Annotated in this window: 20 protein-coding genes; 4 read left to right on the top strand and 16 right to left on the bottom strand. The window is 38.0% G+C overall.

Annotation, left to right across the window (positions count from 1 at the left end; genetic code table 11):
* Window positions 1-81: 81 nt before the first annotated feature.
* The 3 genes from QOS06_RS05560 to ccpA form a co-directional block, all read right to left on the bottom strand.
* Window positions 82-828, bottom strand: a complete 747-nt coding sequence (locus QOS06_RS05560; protein ID WP_003671894.1) for a YebC/PmpR family DNA-binding transcriptional regulator — start codon at window positions 826-828, stop codon at window positions 82-84.
* A 74-nt stretch (window positions 829-902) separates the two neighbouring features.
* A complete protein-coding gene (locus QOS06_RS05555) occupies window positions 903-1,748 on the bottom strand; it encodes a hypothetical protein (protein ID WP_078009182.1) in 846 nt (281 codons plus the stop codon).
* A gap of 13 nt (window positions 1,749-1,761) precedes the next feature.
* A complete protein-coding gene (gene ccpA, locus QOS06_RS05550; RefSeq protein WP_283595622.1) occupies window positions 1,762-2,772 on the bottom strand; it encodes a catabolite control protein A in 1,011 nt (336 codons plus the stop codon).
* 160 nt (window positions 2,773-2,932) lie between these two features.
* Between ccpA and QOS06_RS05545 the strand changes: the two genes are divergently transcribed.
* Entirely contained in the window at window positions 2,933-4,033 is a 1,101-nt protein-coding gene (locus QOS06_RS05545; protein WP_228340469.1) for a M24 family metallopeptidase, read from the top strand.
* A 39-nt stretch (window positions 4,034-4,072) separates the two neighbouring features.
* Here the strand turns inward: QOS06_RS05545 and QOS06_RS05540 are convergent, their stop codons facing one another.
* Window positions 4,073-4,531: a hypothetical protein gene (locus QOS06_RS05540; RefSeq protein ID WP_003671902.1), complete on the bottom strand. Its 459-nt coding sequence runs from the start codon at window positions 4,529-4,531 to the stop codon at window positions 4,073-4,075.
* Window positions 4,524-4,964, bottom strand: a complete 441-nt coding sequence (locus QOS06_RS05535) for a DUF948 domain-containing protein (protein WP_003671904.1) — start codon at window positions 4,962-4,964, stop codon at window positions 4,524-4,526. Before QOS06_RS05535 ends, QOS06_RS05540 begins: the two co-directional genes overlap by 8 nt.
* Before the next feature lie 142 nt (window positions 4,965-5,106).
* Between QOS06_RS05535 and QOS06_RS05530 the strand changes: the two genes are divergently transcribed.
* The gene (locus QOS06_RS05530; protein ID WP_003671905.1) at window positions 5,107-5,982 is read left to right on the top strand and encodes a mechanosensitive ion channel family protein; all 876 of its coding nucleotides are present in this window, start codon (window positions 5,107-5,109) and stop codon (window positions 5,980-5,982) included.
* Window positions 5,972-6,805, top strand: coding sequence for an HAD-IIB family hydrolase (locus QOS06_RS05525; RefSeq protein ID WP_003671908.1), 834 nt, complete (start codon window positions 5,972-5,974; stop codon window positions 6,803-6,805). Before QOS06_RS05530 ends, QOS06_RS05525 begins: the two co-directional genes overlap by 11 nt.
* 113 nt (window positions 6,806-6,918) lie before the next feature.
* On the opposite strand, the gene cbpB is transcribed toward QOS06_RS05525, so the two are convergent.
* From cbpB to murI, 4 genes are read right to left on the bottom strand one after another with little or no spacing between them, the layout of a single operon-like run.
* The gene (cbpB, locus tag QOS06_RS05520) at window positions 6,919-7,362 is read right to left on the bottom strand and encodes a cyclic-di-AMP-binding protein CbpB (RefSeq protein WP_003671910.1); all 444 of its coding nucleotides are present in this window, start codon (window positions 7,360-7,362) and stop codon (window positions 6,919-6,921) included.
* Window positions 7,363-7,376: 14 nt separating this feature from the next.
* Window positions 7,377-7,901 (bottom strand): metallophosphoesterase family protein, encoded by a 525-nt coding sequence (locus QOS06_RS05515; RefSeq protein WP_085650399.1) that lies wholly within the window; start codon window positions 7,899-7,901, stop codon window positions 7,377-7,379.
* Between the two features lie 5 nt (window positions 7,902-7,906).
* On the bottom strand, window positions 7,907-8,494 hold the full coding sequence (locus QOS06_RS05510; protein WP_003671913.1) for an XTP/dITP diphosphatase: 588 nt from the start codon (window positions 8,492-8,494) through the stop codon (window positions 7,907-7,909).
* A gap of 1 nt (window position 8,495) precedes the next feature.
* On the bottom strand, window positions 8,496-9,299 hold the full coding sequence (gene murI, locus QOS06_RS05505) for a glutamate racemase (RefSeq protein ID WP_003671914.1): 804 nt from the start codon (window positions 9,297-9,299) through the stop codon (window positions 8,496-8,498).
* Between the two features lie 154 nt (window positions 9,300-9,453).
* Between murI and QOS06_RS05500 the strand changes: the two genes are divergently transcribed.
* Entirely contained in the window at window positions 9,454-10,008 is a 555-nt protein-coding gene (locus QOS06_RS05500; protein WP_283595620.1) for a YslB family protein, read from the top strand.
* Between the two features lie 54 nt (window positions 10,009-10,062).
* On the opposite strand, the gene trxA is transcribed toward QOS06_RS05500, so the two are convergent.
* The 7 genes from trxA to alaS all read right to left on the bottom strand — a co-directional run bounded on the left by trxA (window position 10,063) and on the right by alaS (window position 17,414).
* A complete protein-coding gene (gene trxA / locus QOS06_RS05495; protein ID WP_003666692.1) occupies window positions 10,063-10,377 on the bottom strand; it encodes a thioredoxin in 315 nt (104 codons plus the stop codon).
* A gap of 90 nt (window positions 10,378-10,467) precedes the next feature.
* Complete coding sequence (locus QOS06_RS05490; protein ID WP_078009176.1) at window positions 10,468-12,843, bottom strand: endonuclease MutS2; 2,376 nt, start codon at window positions 12,841-12,843, stop codon at window positions 10,468-10,470.
* 1 nt (window position 12,844) lies between these two features.
* A complete protein-coding gene (locus QOS06_RS05485) occupies window positions 12,845-13,381 on the bottom strand; it encodes a CvpA family protein (protein ID WP_087214700.1) in 537 nt (178 codons plus the stop codon).
* Window positions 13,382-13,475: 94 nt separating this feature from the next.
* Window positions 13,476-13,772, bottom strand: a complete 297-nt coding sequence (locus tag QOS06_RS05480) for a DUF1292 domain-containing protein (protein ID WP_003666689.1) — start codon at window positions 13,770-13,772, stop codon at window positions 13,476-13,478.
* 9 nt (window positions 13,773-13,781) lie between these two features.
* Window positions 13,782-14,225: a Holliday junction resolvase RuvX gene (gene ruvX, locus QOS06_RS05475; RefSeq protein ID WP_003666687.1), complete on the bottom strand. Its 444-nt coding sequence runs from the start codon at window positions 14,223-14,225 to the stop codon at window positions 13,782-13,784.
* Window positions 14,222-14,488 carry an IreB family regulatory phosphoprotein gene (locus tag QOS06_RS05470; RefSeq protein ID WP_003666685.1) on the bottom strand — a complete coding sequence of 89 codons (267 nt, stop codon included), beginning with the start codon at window positions 14,486-14,488 and terminating at the stop codon, window positions 14,222-14,224. The genes ruvX and QOS06_RS05470 overlap by 4 nt, the downstream gene beginning before the upstream one ends.
* A gap of 271 nt (window positions 14,489-14,759) precedes the next feature.
* Window positions 14,760-17,414, bottom strand: coding sequence for an alanine--tRNA ligase (gene alaS, locus QOS06_RS05465; protein WP_283595619.1), 2,655 nt, complete (start codon window positions 17,412-17,414; stop codon window positions 14,760-14,762).
* Between the last annotated feature and the right edge of the window lie 236 nt (window positions 17,415-17,650).

Genomic DNA, 17,650 nt, shown 5'->3' with positions numbered 1-17,650 from the left:
AAAAATGCATTAAAAAATTTAAAACTAAAAAAGAGGTTAAAAAGCGTTTTGCTTTTTAACCTCTTAATAACAATGATTGAATTATTCTTCATCGTCATCTTCGTCTGGTAAAATACCAGTTTCGTAAATATCAGCAACATCATCGTTTTCTGTTAATTCATCAATCAAATGACGGTATTGCTTTGCCTTATCTGCAGGTACCTCTGTCCGATTTTGAGGGATCATGGTAACTTCGGCAGTATCTAATTCGTAGCCTTGTTCTTGAAGAGCATCACGAACATCTGTCATGTTACTTGGATCTGTGAAGATTTGGAACTTTTCTTCAGTTGCCTTCATATCTTCAGCTCCAGCATCTAAAGCATCCATTAACATATCATCTTCGCTCTTATCAAGACCATCACGGAGAATTTCGATTAATCCCTTACGGTCGAACATGTATGAAACTGATCCACTAGCACCTAATGAACCGCCAGAGTGACTAAATGCTGAACGAACAGCAGATGCAGTCCGGTTCTTGTTATCAGTAAGAGCAGAAACCATTACTGCTACCCCACCTGGTCCATAACCTTCATAAGTAACTTCTTCGAACTTAGCTCCACCAATACCTGAAGCTTTAGCAATAGCACGGTCAATATTTTTCTTAGGCATGTTGGCCGCGTGTGCCTTATCGATTACAAGCCGTAATTGAGCGTTGTTCGCTGGATCAGGATCACCTGCTTTAGCTGCTTGGTACAAGTCACGTGAAATCTTTTGGAAAATCTTACCACGCTTAGCATCTTGGGCGTTCTTACGTCCCTGAATGTTATGCCATTTTGAATGTCCTGACATTACTGACTCCTCTTTTCTTTATTAATGTAATACAAACAGATAAATTTTAGCAAATATTCATCGTTAATTCAAGGTTATTGGCGAGGTTGCCATTTTCGTTTTACAAAGTGCAGAATAAATAACACAATACTAATGACAATCATCATCATTGAACCGTGAAATCCAGTCTGCTGAAAATCATTAGCAACCTGGGAAATAAAGGGACTTATGTCTGGTTGGCCTGCACCCATTTGAAGGGCAATCGCATGAATAGTCATAACGATTCCTGTGTATAAAATAGTTCCCCATAGACAAATCCACCTAAAACTACCAATTAAGTGATGCTGCCATAACCCCTTAAGAATCAATATAACGAGGCTGATAATTGAAATCACTAAAATAATATTAACAACCGTTTTAGCAATTTTAATCCCATTAATTAACTGTGCAACTTCGGGAGTATTTAACTGACTGTTAACCATCGAATTAATGTTACCAGCAATTGCTGAAGAACTGCCTACTGGTAACATGGAAGTAGACAAACCATATTGAGCTAATTGGGAATTAACAGATGCGCCCACATTATTAACTATAGGTGATAGGTCAAGATTAATTTTTTCACCTACATATACCTGATCAATTGCCTGGTTAATTAGCTTATCAGTATCGCTTTTCTTTAAGACAGAAGTTGAAATCCCGTACTGAATTAGACTACTGTTAACCTGGTTTAACATAACTGATTCAAGCGACGAATTTGTAACTTCTTCTTTTACAAAGTTAACATTTAAAAGTGTCGAATTAATTAGTAATGTTAGCCCGAGTAAAGTCACACAGATTACACCCCATAAGCAGTATAGAAAATGATGCTTTTTCGGTGTTTCTTCTATTGGCTTCTCAACTTTTTCTTGTTGTTGTGCTCGTAATTCACTTCGGGTTGTCACAACAAATCACAACCTACTTACGAGTTGATTGGCGTTCAACAAAGCCATGATCTAAAATAACATTTTTTTCATCATCATTGCTGTCATCGCCATCCATTAATTTTGTCAACAACCGCATTGAAATGGCACCAAGATCATAAAGAGGTTGAGTGATCGAAGTGATTGTTGGCCGGACAACCTTTGTATAATTGGTGTCATTAGAAGAAATTAGTTCAAAATCATCTGGAACGCTAATACCAGCATCCGTAAGCCCGTTTAAGAGGCCAGCAGCTAAACTATCATCTGTTATATAAGTAGCCTTTAATCCCTTTTCAATAACTTCTTGTGCCTTTGCATATCCAGCCTGATAAGACCCGTCCGTTTCAATTACTAATGATTCATTAAATGGCACATTATTATTTGCCAATGCTTCTTTATATCCATTAAGCCGGTCTTCGCCATTAATTGAGTATCGTAATGGACCAGTAATATAGGCAACTTGTTGATCACCATGTTTTAGCAGAAATTCTGTCGCTTCCTTGGCGGCTGCTTGGTAGTTAATCCGAACGCTTGGTAAAGCATCATCATTAACAACAGAACCAGCTACTACAACTGGTGTATTTGTGCTTTCAAATTCATTTCTAAGATCATCAGAAACATCATGACCCATAAAGATAAGTCCATCAACCTGTTTAGCAAGCAAGCTCCGTACCACTTTCAGGATCTTTTCATCATCAGAATCAGAATTAGTTAAAATAATATTATATTTATACATTGAAGCAACGTCATCAATCCCCAATGCTAATTCCGCAAAGTATGGATCAGTTATATTAGGAATAACTACTCCGACAGTCGTTGTTTTTTTAGAAGCTAATCCCCGTGCAACTGCATTAGGGCGATAATTAAGCTGCTTAATTACATCTAAAACTTTTTGTCTAGTTTCTGGCTTTACATTTGGATTGCCATTTACTACCCGTGAAACAGTGGCCATTGAGACACGAGCTTCTCGGGCAACCGTATAAATTGTTACTGATTGTTTTTCCATAAGATAGCCCTTTCTTTATTGGTATAATCTGTTTTCATATTTTTTCATAACCTAGTTAATATAGCAGATTTAGTTTTAATTAGCAAACGTTCTTCATTATTTTTTTACTTTCATAACAATATGTTATAATATTCGCAATCTTTTTTAGGAAGTGAATGCAGTGACAAAACTTAATCAATTACAAAGCGCTCTTACTGAAAAGGGATTAGATGCTGCTTATATTAGTGATCCAATGACCATTAATTACCTAACTAGTTTCTACAGCGATCCAGTAGAACGGGTATTAGCACTAGTCCTTTTTGCCGACAGTGAGCCATTTCTGTTTGCACCAGCGCTTGAAGTAGAAGCAATAAAGGATACTGGTTGGAAATATCCGGTATATGGGTATTTAGATCACGAAAAACCTTTTGAGCTTATTGCTGAACATATCAAAAATCATGCTGGTTCACCAATTAACTGGGGAATTGAGGGAGAATCACTAACTGTTGACCGTCTTCGTGCCTTAGAAGAAGTCCTCCCCAATGCCCATTTTAATACTGATCTCTCTCCTTTAATAGCAAAAATGCGAATGATTAAAAGCGATGATGAGATTACTAAGTTAAATGAAGCAGGGAAATGGGCTGATTTCGCTTTTAAAGTAGGATTCGAAGCAATTCAAATTGGTAAAACAGAACAAGAAGTTGCTGCCGATTTAGAATACGCTCTTAAACAACATGGGATTAATAAAATGAGTTTTGATACGCTAGTTCAAGCAGGTCCTCATGCTGCCGAACCTCATGGAGCTACCTCCAGTAATAAGATCCAAAATAATCAGCTCGTCCTCTTTGACTTAGGAACAATTGTTGATGGCTATATTAGCGATGCTTCCCGAACAGTGGCTGTCGGAAAGTTAAATGACAAACAAAAAGACATCTACAAGGTATGTTTAGAGGCTCAATTGGCCGCTCAAAATGCTGCGAAGCCGGGAATGACTGCTGAAGAATTAGATAAGATCGCTCGTGATATCATTACTGTAGCTGGTTATGGCGAATACTTTATTCACCGCCTCGGGCACGGAATGGGTAGCAGTGAACACGAATTTCCATCAATCATGGAAGGAAATCAGCTAGTTCTTGAACCTGGAATGTGCTTCTCCATTGAACCTGGCATTTATATTCCAGATTTTGCCGGCGTCCGGATTGAAGACTGTGTTCATATTACAGAAGATGGTTGCGAACCATTTACGCATACAACTAAAGAATTACTAACTTTCCCTCATTAAAATAAAAAAGCTGAGAAACCTCTCAGCTTTTTTATTTACTTATTTATCGGCTGCATTAGCGTCATCTTGATCTGTTTCATCGTCTTCAGTAGATGCTGGCTTTTGATCACTAGTAGCATCGATAATAATATCGTTATTATCTTCATCTGTTTCTTTATTCTTCGCTAATTCCTCACGAATATCAGCAGTTTGCTTATCAAAGTCATCATTAGTCATATGATTAACTACTTTATTGGCGCTATCTTTTATCTTACCCTTAACATTATTAACAGCATCCGCAGCGCCGCTCACCTTATCATTCAAGTTAGAATCACTCATAAGGTCATCGACAATGTCTAATGCGTCTAAGGTATAGTCAGTCACATAATCAGCAACCTTATTAATCTTTTCATCAACGCTTTCTTTCAATGCCTCTTTTTTAGCCGGCGCCATTTTCTTCCATGCAGCATATGTTGCGACTCCACCTAATAATATCCCAGCAAGTAATTTTTTACTCATTATTTGTCATTCCTTTCTTTTGCTTCCGATGCTGTCTAAATTTGTTGAAAGCATCGAAAACAAGTGTCTTTCCTGCAAATTTAAAAATACTCCGGTCAAATTGTCGCTTCTCGCGGTGCAACCGGGCTTTCTCGACCATTTCTTGAAGTGAGGCATTCACTTCCGAAACACTCTGACTTACATCTGCAACCGCTTTAACCGCCGGATCTAGTTGTTCTGATTTATGGTTAATATCGTCTAACAATGTATTCGTGTTACTTAGCACGTCCTCCATTTCTTGGCTAAGATAATGAACATCCCGCGTTAAAGTTGTAATACTTTTATTTGTTTCTTTCATTGTCTTACTCAATTGATTCAACAGGATACATGCAAAAATGACTAAGATTAAGAATGCGATTGCCGCAATTAACCCTGCCAACTGGCCAAAAGTCATCTGATAATCCCTCCTTTAGTTTTCAAAATATTTATTCAATGCTAAGAATATCATAAAACAAATAAAAACGATAATCTAGTGTAGTCGACAGAAGCTTGTCTTCCCTGTTAAAATACTTATTAGTATTTTTTAGGAGGTTATTATGATCACTGGTGCCACTTCACTTACATCAAAACAAACGGAACAATTAAAAAAAGCTTTTACAGATTTATCCTGGCACGAAATTTCACAACAGCTTTTAAGTAAATTTCTTTTAATTATCGTTACGTTTGTCTTATTTTTAATACTTTTATGGGTAGGACGAGTTATCATTGTCCATCTTTTTCAAGAATCAAAAAAATACAATGTACTAAAAAATAGCAATCGGATGGCAACGGTAAAAGCCCTTGTCTTAAATATTTATCGTTATACTTGTTATTTTTTCTTATTATACGCCATACTATCAGAAATTGGCGTTCCAGTAGGGACACTGATTGCCGGAGCCGGAATCTTTAGTTTAGCATTGGGGCTTGGTGCGCAAAGCCTTGTTAGTGATATCGTGACTGGATTTTTCATCCTCCTTGAGCAACAATTAGACGTTGGCGACACTGTCCAAATTGGGCAAATCAAAGGAACAGTAACTGCTCTTGGTATTCGTACTACACAAGTTACTAGTTCTGACGGAACACTTAATTTTATTCCTAACCGTAACATTACTATTGTTCAAAACCTTTCACGAAATAATATGGTTAGCAACGTTGATATTCGGATTACTTCGAAGACCCCTCTTAGTAAGGTAGAAGAAATTGTTACGCAAGTTAATAAAAAACTAGTTCCACAAATAAAGGCACTACAATTAAAACCAGTTATTGTCGGACCAGTCGTTACCCCAGACGGTGCGCTCGTTTTTCGTGTGACGATAACAGCAGTCAGCGGAAAACAATCAACTGTTGCTAGTCGCTTTTTGGCAGCATATCTTAAAGAATTACGAACAAATAATATTCCAATTGCCTGGGAGGGAGTACCTAATGAGTATTAAATTAATCGCTACTGATATGGACGGAACCTTTTTACGAGATGACCATACTTACAATCATTCTTTATTTGCAAAGGTCTTTCGCCAACTTGAACGCCATAATATCTACTTTGTCGCTGCTAGTGGATCCAGCTTTCCACGTTTGCAACGAGAATTTAAAGACTACACCGCCAAGATGGGATTTATTTCGCAAAACGGTTCAGTTATTCATTTAGGAAGCAAATTATTTAAATCTTTTCCTATTAATCAAGAATCTTTAGCCCGGGTTATTCATGTCCTTGACCGTTTCTATGGTCCACAAGATATTAATCAATTAGTAATCTCTACTAGTGAAAAATCTTATGTTGATCAGGGGATGAGTGCTCATGATTTCAATATTGTGAAACTTTTTTATGAAAATGTAGAGCGTATCCCTGATATCCGACAAATTTTCACTCAACGGCCAACTGAAGATTTTACCAAGATATCGATTAATTTTGCTAACCATATCGATCTAAAAAAAGTTGCAACAACCTTAGATGGTTACTTACCACCATCCTTAATCATGGAAAATTCAGGCTTTAATACTGACTTAATCGGTAATGCTGCTGCAACTAAACAAAACGCTCTTTCTCTTTTGCAGTCTCACTTTAATTTAAAGGCAAATGAAATTGTTACGTTTGGTGACAATGAAAATGACCTCGGGATGTTAGCAATGACGAGTCAAAGTTACGCAATGCAAAATGCTCAACCAATTATTCAAATGCAAGCTGCCCACACCACAACAATTGATAATAATCATGATGGCGTCTTGCAGACTATTAATCAGTTAATTAAAAATGAATGATAAAAAGAAGGAGGCCTCCAACGTTCGGTTTTACCGGACGCTGGAGGCCTATGTTGTACTGCGCTATTTATTTTTTATGAAAGTAACTTGACTTATATCATAACTACTTTTCATTATTTCCCAAAAGTATGCATTGTATAATTGACCGCCTTTAATACTTCACGACGCGTCACAATTCCGCAAAAGTAATTATGATCGTCCACCACCGGTAAAAATGACTGATCAATTAAGAGGTGTAAATTTTCTTCGATATCAGTTGGATCTTGGATAACTGGCGCATCGGTTTGCATCACATCCCTGACCTTTAATTCATTTAAGCGCTCCACATTGATCCGTTTTGTCTCCAATAATCGGTCAGTAATCATCGCCAAAGAAACTTGACCACAGTAACGGTTTTTATTATCAATCACAATAATTTTAGCGTACCGATCCTTAGTAAGGACTAAAAATGCATGATCTAAACTGTTGCTTTGATTTACTGTTGCAACTAAACTGGCAGGGATCATAAACTTCTGCTTATTTTTCAGCAATAAAGTCTGTAAACGCTGATCAATCACAAAAATACACTCCTTTATTTCTGACGCCTGAATTCACAATGTAATTCAGGAACAGCTTCCATCTCGCGGTTATAATAATCAACAATAAACCGCTCAGGCTGCGCATCAATAATTGCAAAAGTTCCCCCGAGTTTAGCATATTCACCACGAGGAAAACTGATGCTCCCAGGATTAATTATTAGCATTTGATGATCGTAAACGGCTCCTAACTGATGAGTATGCCCATAGCACACAATGGAGGCACCTTTTTCTTGGCCGGTAAGTATCAGAGGGGTCAGAGAAAAATTGACCCGCTGTAAATGACCATGAGTTAGATAGAGCTGCTCTTGCCCAGCATTAATTACCAACTCATTAGGGTACGACAAACCATAATCATTATTCCCCTTCACTGCCTTAAAATTGCTCATCGGTTCCTGATCAGGAGCTAATTCTGAATCCCCACAGTGAATCATTAGGTCAACTTGATCCCCCATTTTTTGAACAATCTCTGTCAAAATTTTTTCTTCTCGATGGTTATCACTTACAACTAGTATTTTCATTTTTATTACCACCAATCATTAAATTGCTTCATAAATGATCGTAATGCGCGTCCCCGATGACTAATTTGATTCTTTTGGTCTGCTGTTAATTGGGCCATTGATTTGCCTAATTCATCAACATAAAAAAGCGGATCATAACCAAAACCGTTTTCTCCTGTGAGTTGATGAAGAATATGGCCATCAACCCGACCATTGGCAACTAATTTGGTTCCATCAGGCTTAATTCCGACGATGGTAGTATGAAAGTGAGCAGTCCTTTTTTCATCCGGTACCTCTTTTAACGCCAATAAGAGTTTAGCATTATTAGCAGCATCATCATGATCACCAGCATATCTTGCTGAGTGTACACCTGGAGCACCTCCAAGAGCATCAACCATTAAGCCCGAATCATCTGCCATAACTGGTAGTTGGAGTTGATTAGCAGCTGTAGTAGCTTTAATTGTTGCATTTTCTTCAAATGTTTTACCATTTTCATTAATTGCTATTGGTGCAAAATCGGCTAATGTTTTTACTTCAATTCCTAGGGGAGCAAGCATATCTTGGTATTCACGCGCTTTCCCGGCATTCTTTGTTGCGATTACGATTGTTTTCATTTTAACCTTCCTCGTTTAATTCAATATGTGCACACTTACTGTATCCGTTTGGTAACCATTGTTGTGCACCAGCAACTAAGTCTTTAGCATCTCCCGTTGAATAAAGGTTGATACTTGACGCTAAATTATCACTCAACTGATTTTTGCCAGTTAACAATTCCTTTGCCTGTCTGATTGTCTCAAATGCAGGATCAATTAACTGAACATTAGATCCTAATTTATTATGAATTTCTTTTTGTAAAAACGGGAAATGAGTACACCCAAGGATCAAAGCTTCAATCGATTGGTTATCAAATACTTCTAATTCAGTGTCAACAGCTTTTTGTGCCTCACTTGTTCCTGTTTGCCCATGCTCAACAATTGAGACAAGTGGCTGTGCGGGAGAACTGATAACACTTAGATCAGGATTAAGTTTAGCTAATGTTTTAGCATAAGCGCCATTTTTAATAGTGGATTCAGTGCCAATTACCCCAATTTTTTTATAATGATGTTGGGTAGCAGCCATGGCTCCTGGTTCAATTACCCCAATTACTGGAATTGGTAATTCGTTTTGAAGAAGTCGAAGAGCTGCTGCAGTCGCGGTATTACATGCAATTATCATCATTTTTACGTCTTGTTCTAACAAGAATTTTCCAATGCGTAATGCTAATTGCTGAATCTGTTCTTTTGTTTTAGTTCCATATGGAAAATGCCCTTGGTCACCCACAAAAATTACAGATTCTTGGGGCAGTTGTTCACGAAGTACACGAATTACAGATAGGCCGCCTAACCCTGAATCCATAACCCCGATTGGTCGTTTATCCATTCTCTTCACCTCGTTAATTTATTAAAACGTTTAAAACCTTGAAACTATATTATCCGTTTCTCCATAAGATTTTGCAAGTTTTTCAGGTTTAACCCTATTAAGATCTTGAATTTTAAGTATAATAATAATGATTGTTAAAAAGGAGCGAGTGGATATGAGTCAGAAATTATATAATCAGTTAATAGCCGGTCATCAAGGACTAGGAGCTGGAACAATGCGCGACGTGATTTTACCAGCTATCCTGGGTAAAGAGACCGATGAAATGCTATATTGGATTGGTAAAGATCTCGCTCGAGTATATCCTGTTGCTACAGCCGAGGATCTAGTATATCTCACTAATCAACTTGGCTTTGGCCGTTTAGCTTTACGTAAAAAAAGCAATACTTCTCAAGTTTGGCGGTTATCAGGGGTAATTGTAAAGGAACGGATTCAAAGAGCCGAAGAGGAAACCTCCTTTGGTTTAGAGTGTGGTTTTCTTGCTCAAGAAGTAGAGTTTCAACTTGGAACGGTTGCAGAGGCAAAGATCTTTGACCGGCACCGTGATTATGTTGATATTTTGATTCAAAACGATCCACAAAGTTCAGCTGATAATGAACGATCTGAGATGGTAACATTCATTACTGTTGATCGCCCTGACGAAAAAGAAGACGCTCTCAAAAAAGAAACTCGTCATTCCCTACTAAAGCGACGAAAAAAAGATAAAAAATAAGTTTAAAATACGAAAAAGCTGGAAGAAAACAAAAAGTTTTTCTCCAGCTTTTTTCTAATCAACATATTGTTGTAAAATTTGCTTTAATTGATCTTCACTATGGTAACCAATGATTTGGTCTACTACCTTACCATCTTTCTTAACCATTAATGTAGGGATACTCATAATCCGGAATTTTTGTGCAGTTTCTGGATTTTGGTCAACATCCATCTTAAAAAATTTAATATCGGGCATCTTATCAGATAATGCATCAACTACTGGTGATTGCATCCGACAGGGACCACACCAAGTTGCCCAAAAATCAATTAAATCGACACCAGTGGCAGTATCTTGTTCAAAGGTTTGATCTGTAGTTACGTTTACAGCCATATTCAATTCCTCCTTTGTTTTTCTTAACGCTATTCTAACAAATCACTTCTTAAATGTCATTTAACTTGCTTACTTTTTTATAGTAAGTAATTATAAATTAACAATTGTTGCCCCATCCCCACCAGCATTAGGGGAAGCATAGGAGAATGATTTAACTCGTGGATTGCTTTGCAAATATTGTTGTGTTCCCTTACGAAGAGCACCGGTCCCTTTTCCGTGAATAATTGTTACCGTTGAAAGATTATTCAACAATGCATGATCAATAAAGTTACTTAGCTCACTCATTGCTTGTTCATAGCGATGACCGCGCAAATCAAGACGAGCCGAGGTCTTTCGTGTTTGTGTCGTTCTCACAGCAGCCCGTGGTCGCCGCTTTGCATCTTTTTCTCGTGGAAGATCTTTCTTAGCTACTTTTTCAAGATTATTCTCATCAATTTCCATTTTAAGAATTCCAATCTGAACTTCCCACTTGTGGTTCCCTCGCTTAGATAAAAGTTCTCCATATTGACCATAAGATTTCACCAAGACTGCATCACCTTTATGCAAATCATGCTTTTGCTTAGCCCGTTGTAATACAGAGTTGTGTTGCAACCGTGGATTATCACGATGAAGAGCGTTTAATTGCCCTTGTACATCAATTAATTCATTTTCTTTTACATTTCCGCCCTGCTGAACTTCTAACTGGCGCAAATGATGAATAATTCGGTCAGCCTTTTTTTTAGCCATCGAAACTTGATGGTTGACCTTTGAACGTGCTTGTTCGTATAACTTATCGCGCTGTTCATTAAAGCGGGTGAGTTTCTCATCAAGGTCACGCTGAACTTTTTCATTTTTGGCTACTAGTTTTGCTAGCTTTTCACTTTCTTCACGTGCTTTTTTCCGTTGCTCTACTAAATCACCAATCATATTGTTAAGGTCTTGACTATCATCACTAACAAATGTCCGTGCTTCATCAATAACCTGGGGACTAATTCCTAATCGCTGAGCAATCTCTAATCCATTTGACCGCCCAGGAATCCCTAGTAGTAATTTATACGTCGGCTTAAGAGTTTCTTGGTCAAATTCCATACTAGCATTAATCGTCTTAGCACGATCATAACCATAAACTTTGAGTTCAGGATAGTGGGTAGTAATTACAACCATGGTTCCTTTACTGCCAATATTATCAAGAATTGCCATTGCTAAAGCAGCCCCTTCTTTGGGATCAGTCCCAGCACCAAGCTCATCTAGAAGGACTAAGCTACGACTTGTAATTTGTTCAAGAATGGCTTTTACTCCATCCATATGACCAGAGAAAGTACTCAGATTTTGTTCCAATGATTGTTCATCACCGATATCCGCAAATACATTATCAAAGATCCCAATTGTACTGCCTTCTTCTGCGGGAATAAATAGGCCAGATTGTCCCATCAATTGAATAATTCCTAAAGTTTTAAGCGTAATGGTTTTACCACCAGTGTTGGGTCCAGTAATAATAATCGCTTGGTAATCTTCCCCAATCTTAATGTCATTTGTCACTACTCGTTGGGGATCGATCAGGGGATGACGCGCTTTCCGTAATGAAACATGATTTTCTTTGCTTAAGAGCGGTAGCGTTGCCTTAGTATCATGTGCCCAGCGTGCCTTTGCATTAATAAAGTCAAGGTGTCCAAGAATTGCTTCATTCTGACCAATATCATGTCGATAAGGAGCAATCATTTGTGATAACTCAATTAATACGCGTTGCATTTCTTGCCGTTCTTCTATTTGTGCTTGTCGTAACCGATTATTGGTTTCTACAACGGCTGCAGGTTCAATATATAATGTTTGTCCACTAGCACTTTGGTCATGAACAACCCCACCAAATTTATTTCGATAGCGGGCGATTACTGGAATTACATAGCGGTCATTCCGCATTGTGACAATAGGGTCACTTAAGTATTTCGCATTTTTCCCGCGCGTGTACCTTTCCATTTGTTGGTGAATTTCTGTTTCCGTTTGGGCAATTAATTGCCGGATACCATGGAGTTTAGCTGATGCCTCATCATTTATCCGTCCATCAGGATCAATCGAACGAACTAGCCGCTGGGTAATTGAAGGAATTGTAACTAGGCGGTCAACTTGGGTAGTTAAAACCCGTAGTTTAATTTTTTTCTCCCGCATCTGATCAAAAAAGTTTTTTACACTCATACTAGTTTGCAGCACTTTAGTAATTTGAGCTAATTCCGTGCCGTTTAGATTTGCCTTAATTTTCAAACGTTTCAATTGCGGTTTGATATCAGCTAGTTGCGGAATAGGAATCCCATCTTCTAACCTTAAAATATCGGCCCCATCAGTAGTTTCTGTCAAAAGTTCTTTGACTGCCTCATAATCAGTCTGTGGAACAAGCTGCGTTAATTCACGACGACCAGCAGCAGAAACAAGGTATTGTGCCAGTTGTCCTTTTATTCGATCAAATTCTAATGTTTCTAAAATTTTGTTGTTCATTTTATCCTCCCTGTACTAGCGTATCAATTACTAAATGCGCTATTCCTGGTGTTTGATTAATCATAAAACGCGCTAGTTCTGAGTTTGCTATTTGCATTTGCCACCAACCTGCTGGAAATAATTGCATAATTAGTAAAACAACGTAAATAATCAAATAGCCAATCAAAAATGAGATTAAGCCACCTGCAATTTTATCAACTGTCCCCACCACTGGAATCCTCTTTATCCAGTTTAACTGACGAATGCCCCAGTGACAAAGAATTGAAACAATTGTAAAAATTATCATAAATGCAATCCCATTATAAAAGAAAAGATTACTATTTACATTTGCAAGCAAGTTCTCGGAAAAAGTTGCTGGGGTTCCAATACTTGGTAATAACGATTTTAACCAGCCACCAATCAATTGGGCTCCCTGGCGAGCAACGATCCAAGCTACTATATATGTCCCCAGCATTAACGTCATTGTCAATAATCCGCGGCGATGACCATTAATAAAGCACCCCATTAAAATCAAAATAATAAAGGTTGTTAAAATCATCCTAATGATCCTTTCTGCTTGTAAAGAAAAAGGACTGTGACAAATGTGTCTACAGCTCCCTTTTGTTAATATTTTATTTATCCGGCAATTTTAATTAGGCCTTGAAATTACCATCATTATCAAGGAAAGTATTTAATACTTCTTCAACCATGTCCCATTCCTTATCATCTTCAATTGGAACAAGGTCCTGTCCATCGTTATCTTCATTATCAGCTATAATGTAAGCTTGAATGTCAACGGAATCGTCATTTTCTTGTTCCGCTGGATAGATAAAGATATATGATTTGCCATAATCATCAGAATCAAACGTAAACAATTCCTTAAATAATTGTTCGTTACCATTCTCATCAATTAATGTAATCATGTCTTCGTTATTTTCTTGTTTACTCATTTTAATACCTCATTTTAGCTTATTCACAAGGCGGCCATGGCGATCCAAATAGCTTTGTAAAATGAATGTTGCTGCAACTTCATCGATAACTTTTTTCTGCTTAGCACGTGAAATGTCCGCTTCTTCAACTAGCATTCGGTGTGCCTCAACCGTCGTTAAACGTTCATCTTGAAAGTCAATAGGAATATCTGGAAAACGTTGTTGTAATAGCTTACCATAGTGCTGAGATGCTTCAACACGAGGACCTTCTGTATTATTCATATTTTTAGGAAGGCCAATTACAAACCCAGCTACCTGTTCTTTTTTCACTAGCTCGGCAACACGATCAATTCCAAAAATTTCGTTTTCTTCATCAATTGGAATAATCTCAACTGCTTGGGCCGTCCAACCGAGAGGATCGCTTACGGAAATACCAACCGTTTTAGAGCCAACGTCTAATCCCATTAATCTCATTTAGTTTCACCGTTATTCTTTAGGTATGACCGAACAAGCTCTTCAATAATTTCGTCACGTTCATGTTGACGAATCAAGTTACGTGCATCATTCAAACGCGGAATATAAGCTGGATCACCAGATAAAAGATAACCAACAATTTGGTTAATCGGGTTGTATCCCTTTTCTTCTAATGATTCATAAACCGTCTTTAATGTTTGCTTAATATCTTCTTGACGTTCTTGACCGAAATCAAAGAACATCGTTTTATCATTTGTAGCCATCAATCGTCACCTCCAGATATTCTTTTCAACCATTAATTTTACTATATTCTTATTAAAATCACAATTTACATTTGTCAATTGTAAGTAAACAGTAATATTAGTTTTATCTTAAACTACAAGTTTTATATTATAGCTGATAATAGCGTTTCTTGATAGTATTTCTTTATTACTTTAAGAAGTTCTTACAAAAAAGAAAGATTGAAAGAACTCAAAAATTGGTTTCTTTCAATCTCTTAGACTATGAGATGGTTATTTCCTTCTCATTTTTGATTTACTTATCGAGGTAACCTTTAGCTTGACTTAAGGCTTCCTTAATTCCAGCTGGATTCTTTCCACCAGCTTGGGCGAGGTTTGGCCGACCTCCACCGCCACCATTAATGGCTGGTGCAATCGCCTTAATAAGGTCACCGGCTTTTAAGCCTTCCTTAGTTTTATCATCACTAACAGCCACTAATAAGTTTGCTTTACCATCACTGGCTGTAGCAAGAACTAGAACATCAGAAAGAGCCTTTGAGCGCCAAGTATCAGCAAGTTGCCGTAATTGACCCATTCCAGCAACTTGAACTTCGGCAGCAATTAAACTTCCATTCTTAGTTGCTTGAACGTTTTCAAAAACATTATTAGCTTGTTGAGCAGTAATCTTAGCTTGAAGAGACTCATTTTGCTTTTGAGCTTCTTTAAGTTCATTTTGTAATGTTTCTACTTGGTGAGGAACTTCCTTAATCTGAGCAACCTTCAAACTAGCAGCGCTCTTTGTTAAGAGGTCATCACGATCTTGGAGGAACTTAAAGGCATCACTAGAAGTTACTGCTTCGATCCGCCGTACTCCAGCACCAACTCCTCCTTCAGAAACAATTTTGAAGAGACCAAGCTCATTAGTATTTTTAACGTGATCACCACCACAGAACTCAGTGTTAAAGTCACCAATCTTAACAACCCGAACCTTATCACCATACTTATCTGAGAATAAGGCGATAGCACCCATTTCCTTAGCAGAATCAATATCAGTTTCAACTGTCTTAACTGGGATTTCCTTCCAGATTTGCTCATTAACCATGTTCTCGACCTTCTTGAGGTCCTCAGCAGTTACTTGACCAAAGTGGTTAAAGTCAAAACGTAGGTAATGTTCTTCAACTAATGATCCGGCTTGTTGAGTATGACCACCAAGAACATTCCGTAATGCTTGGTCTAACAAGTGCGTTGCTGTATGGTTCTTTTCAATCTTAAGGTGGCGAATACGGTCAACAACTAGTTTGTAACGGGCACCCTTTTTAATAGGGGCAGTTAATTCTACTCGATGAAGATTTTGCTGGTTTGGTGCGTGTTGGACATCAACCACACGGCCAACTTTTTTACCATAGTTATCAATAATGTCACCAGTATCAGCGACTTGACCTCCCATTTCTGCATAGAATGGCGTTACATCAAAAATTAGTTCAATGTTCTTATCACCTGGTTGTGCTTCATCCGCTTGTTGACCATCATGTGCTAAGCCGATAACTTTTGCATTATCAACGGTCAAATCAGTGTAGCCAACATATTTGCTATCTTCTTTGAATGAAGTCCATAAATCAGTTTGAACACCCATCCCGTTATCCATATCACGGGCATTACGAGCACGATTTTGCTGCTCCGTCATTGCTGCTTGGAAGCCCTTTTCATCAACTGTTAGTCCTTCATCTTCAGCATATTCCTTGGTTAATTCAATTGGGAAGCCATAAGTGTCATAAAGCTTAAAGGCTGTTCGTCCATCAATTTCGTTGGTCTTACTTTCCTTAGCTTCAGCAATCACGTTATTCAACAAGTTTAATCCGCCATTTAAGGTTGTACTAAAGCGGTCTTCTTCCGATTCAATAACCGAAGCAATATAGTCAGCATTTTTAAGAACATCAGGATAGTAATCTTCCATGATTTTGCCGACTGTTGGAACCATCTTTGCTAAAAATGGTTCATCGATTCCCAACTTCTTTCCAGCAACAACTGCTCGCCGAAGCAACCGCCGAATAACGTATCCACGACCAACATTTGAAGGCAAGGCGCCATCCCCGATCGCAAAGGTAATTGTCCGAATATGATCAGCGATAATCTTAAATTGAATATCGTCTTCTTTATTTTGACCATACTTCTTAGTACCACTAAACTCTTCAGCTTGCTTGATTAATGGCATAAATAAGTCGGTTTCAAAGTTAGTAGGGGCATTTTCAAAGATCGAAACAACCCGTTCAAGCCCCATCCCCGTATCAATATTTTTATGAGGAAGTGGTTCATAAGTATCTTCAGGCGTATGGTTAAATTGACTAAAGACAATGTTCCAAATTTCAAGGTAGCGTTCATTTTCACCGCCAGGATAGTTTTCTGGATCATCATCGGCTAAATTATTAAATTCTTGACCACGGTCATAAAAAATTTCCGTATCTGGACCAGATGGACCTTGACCAATATCCCAGAAGTTATCCTCATCAGCAATTAAGTGATCTTCAGCAACGCCTACTTCACGCCAGCGATTGTAAGCGTCATGGTCTTTAGGATAATAAGTAATGTATAGCCGTTCGGGATCAAAACCAAACCATTCATCACTTGTTAGTAATTCCCAAGCCCATGGAATTACTTCATTTTTAAAGTAATCACCAACAGAGAAGTTACCTAACATTTCAAACATGGTATGGTGCCGGGCAGTCTTACCAACGTTTTCAATATCATTCGTTCGAATACTCTTTTGTGAGCTTGTCATCCGTGGATTATCAGGAACAACTTTCCCATCAAAGTATTTCTTCATTGTGGCAACTCCAGAGTTAATCCATAGTAATGTTGGATCATTTACTGGAACTAATGATGCACTCGGCATAACTTGGTGGCCATGCTCTTCAAAAAACTTCAAGTACATCCGCCGTACTTGAGCACTATTTAGCTTCTTTAACTCTTTCATCAAATCGCCCCTTCTAAAACAAAAAACCACCATTGCGAATCAGAGACGCCAGATTGACGCGGTACCACTCTGCTTGCAACGATGGAATTCGTTTACCTCTTTACTTCTTGGTTGCCCAAGGTTAAATATCAAATTATCCGAATGGGGAGCACTAAGGCTAGGAAATCAGTTGTCACACCTTACCAACTGTCTCTGAAATTTTCCATTAGTTATAGCATGTCCCAAACGTGTCATAT

Source organism: Limosilactobacillus sp. DJ3M12 (assembly GCF_947381695.1).
GTDB classification, from domain to species: domain Bacteria; phylum Bacillota; class Bacilli; order Lactobacillales; family Lactobacillaceae; genus Limosilactobacillus; species Limosilactobacillus kinnaridis.
This window is presented reverse-complemented; position numbering and strand designations above follow the sequence as displayed.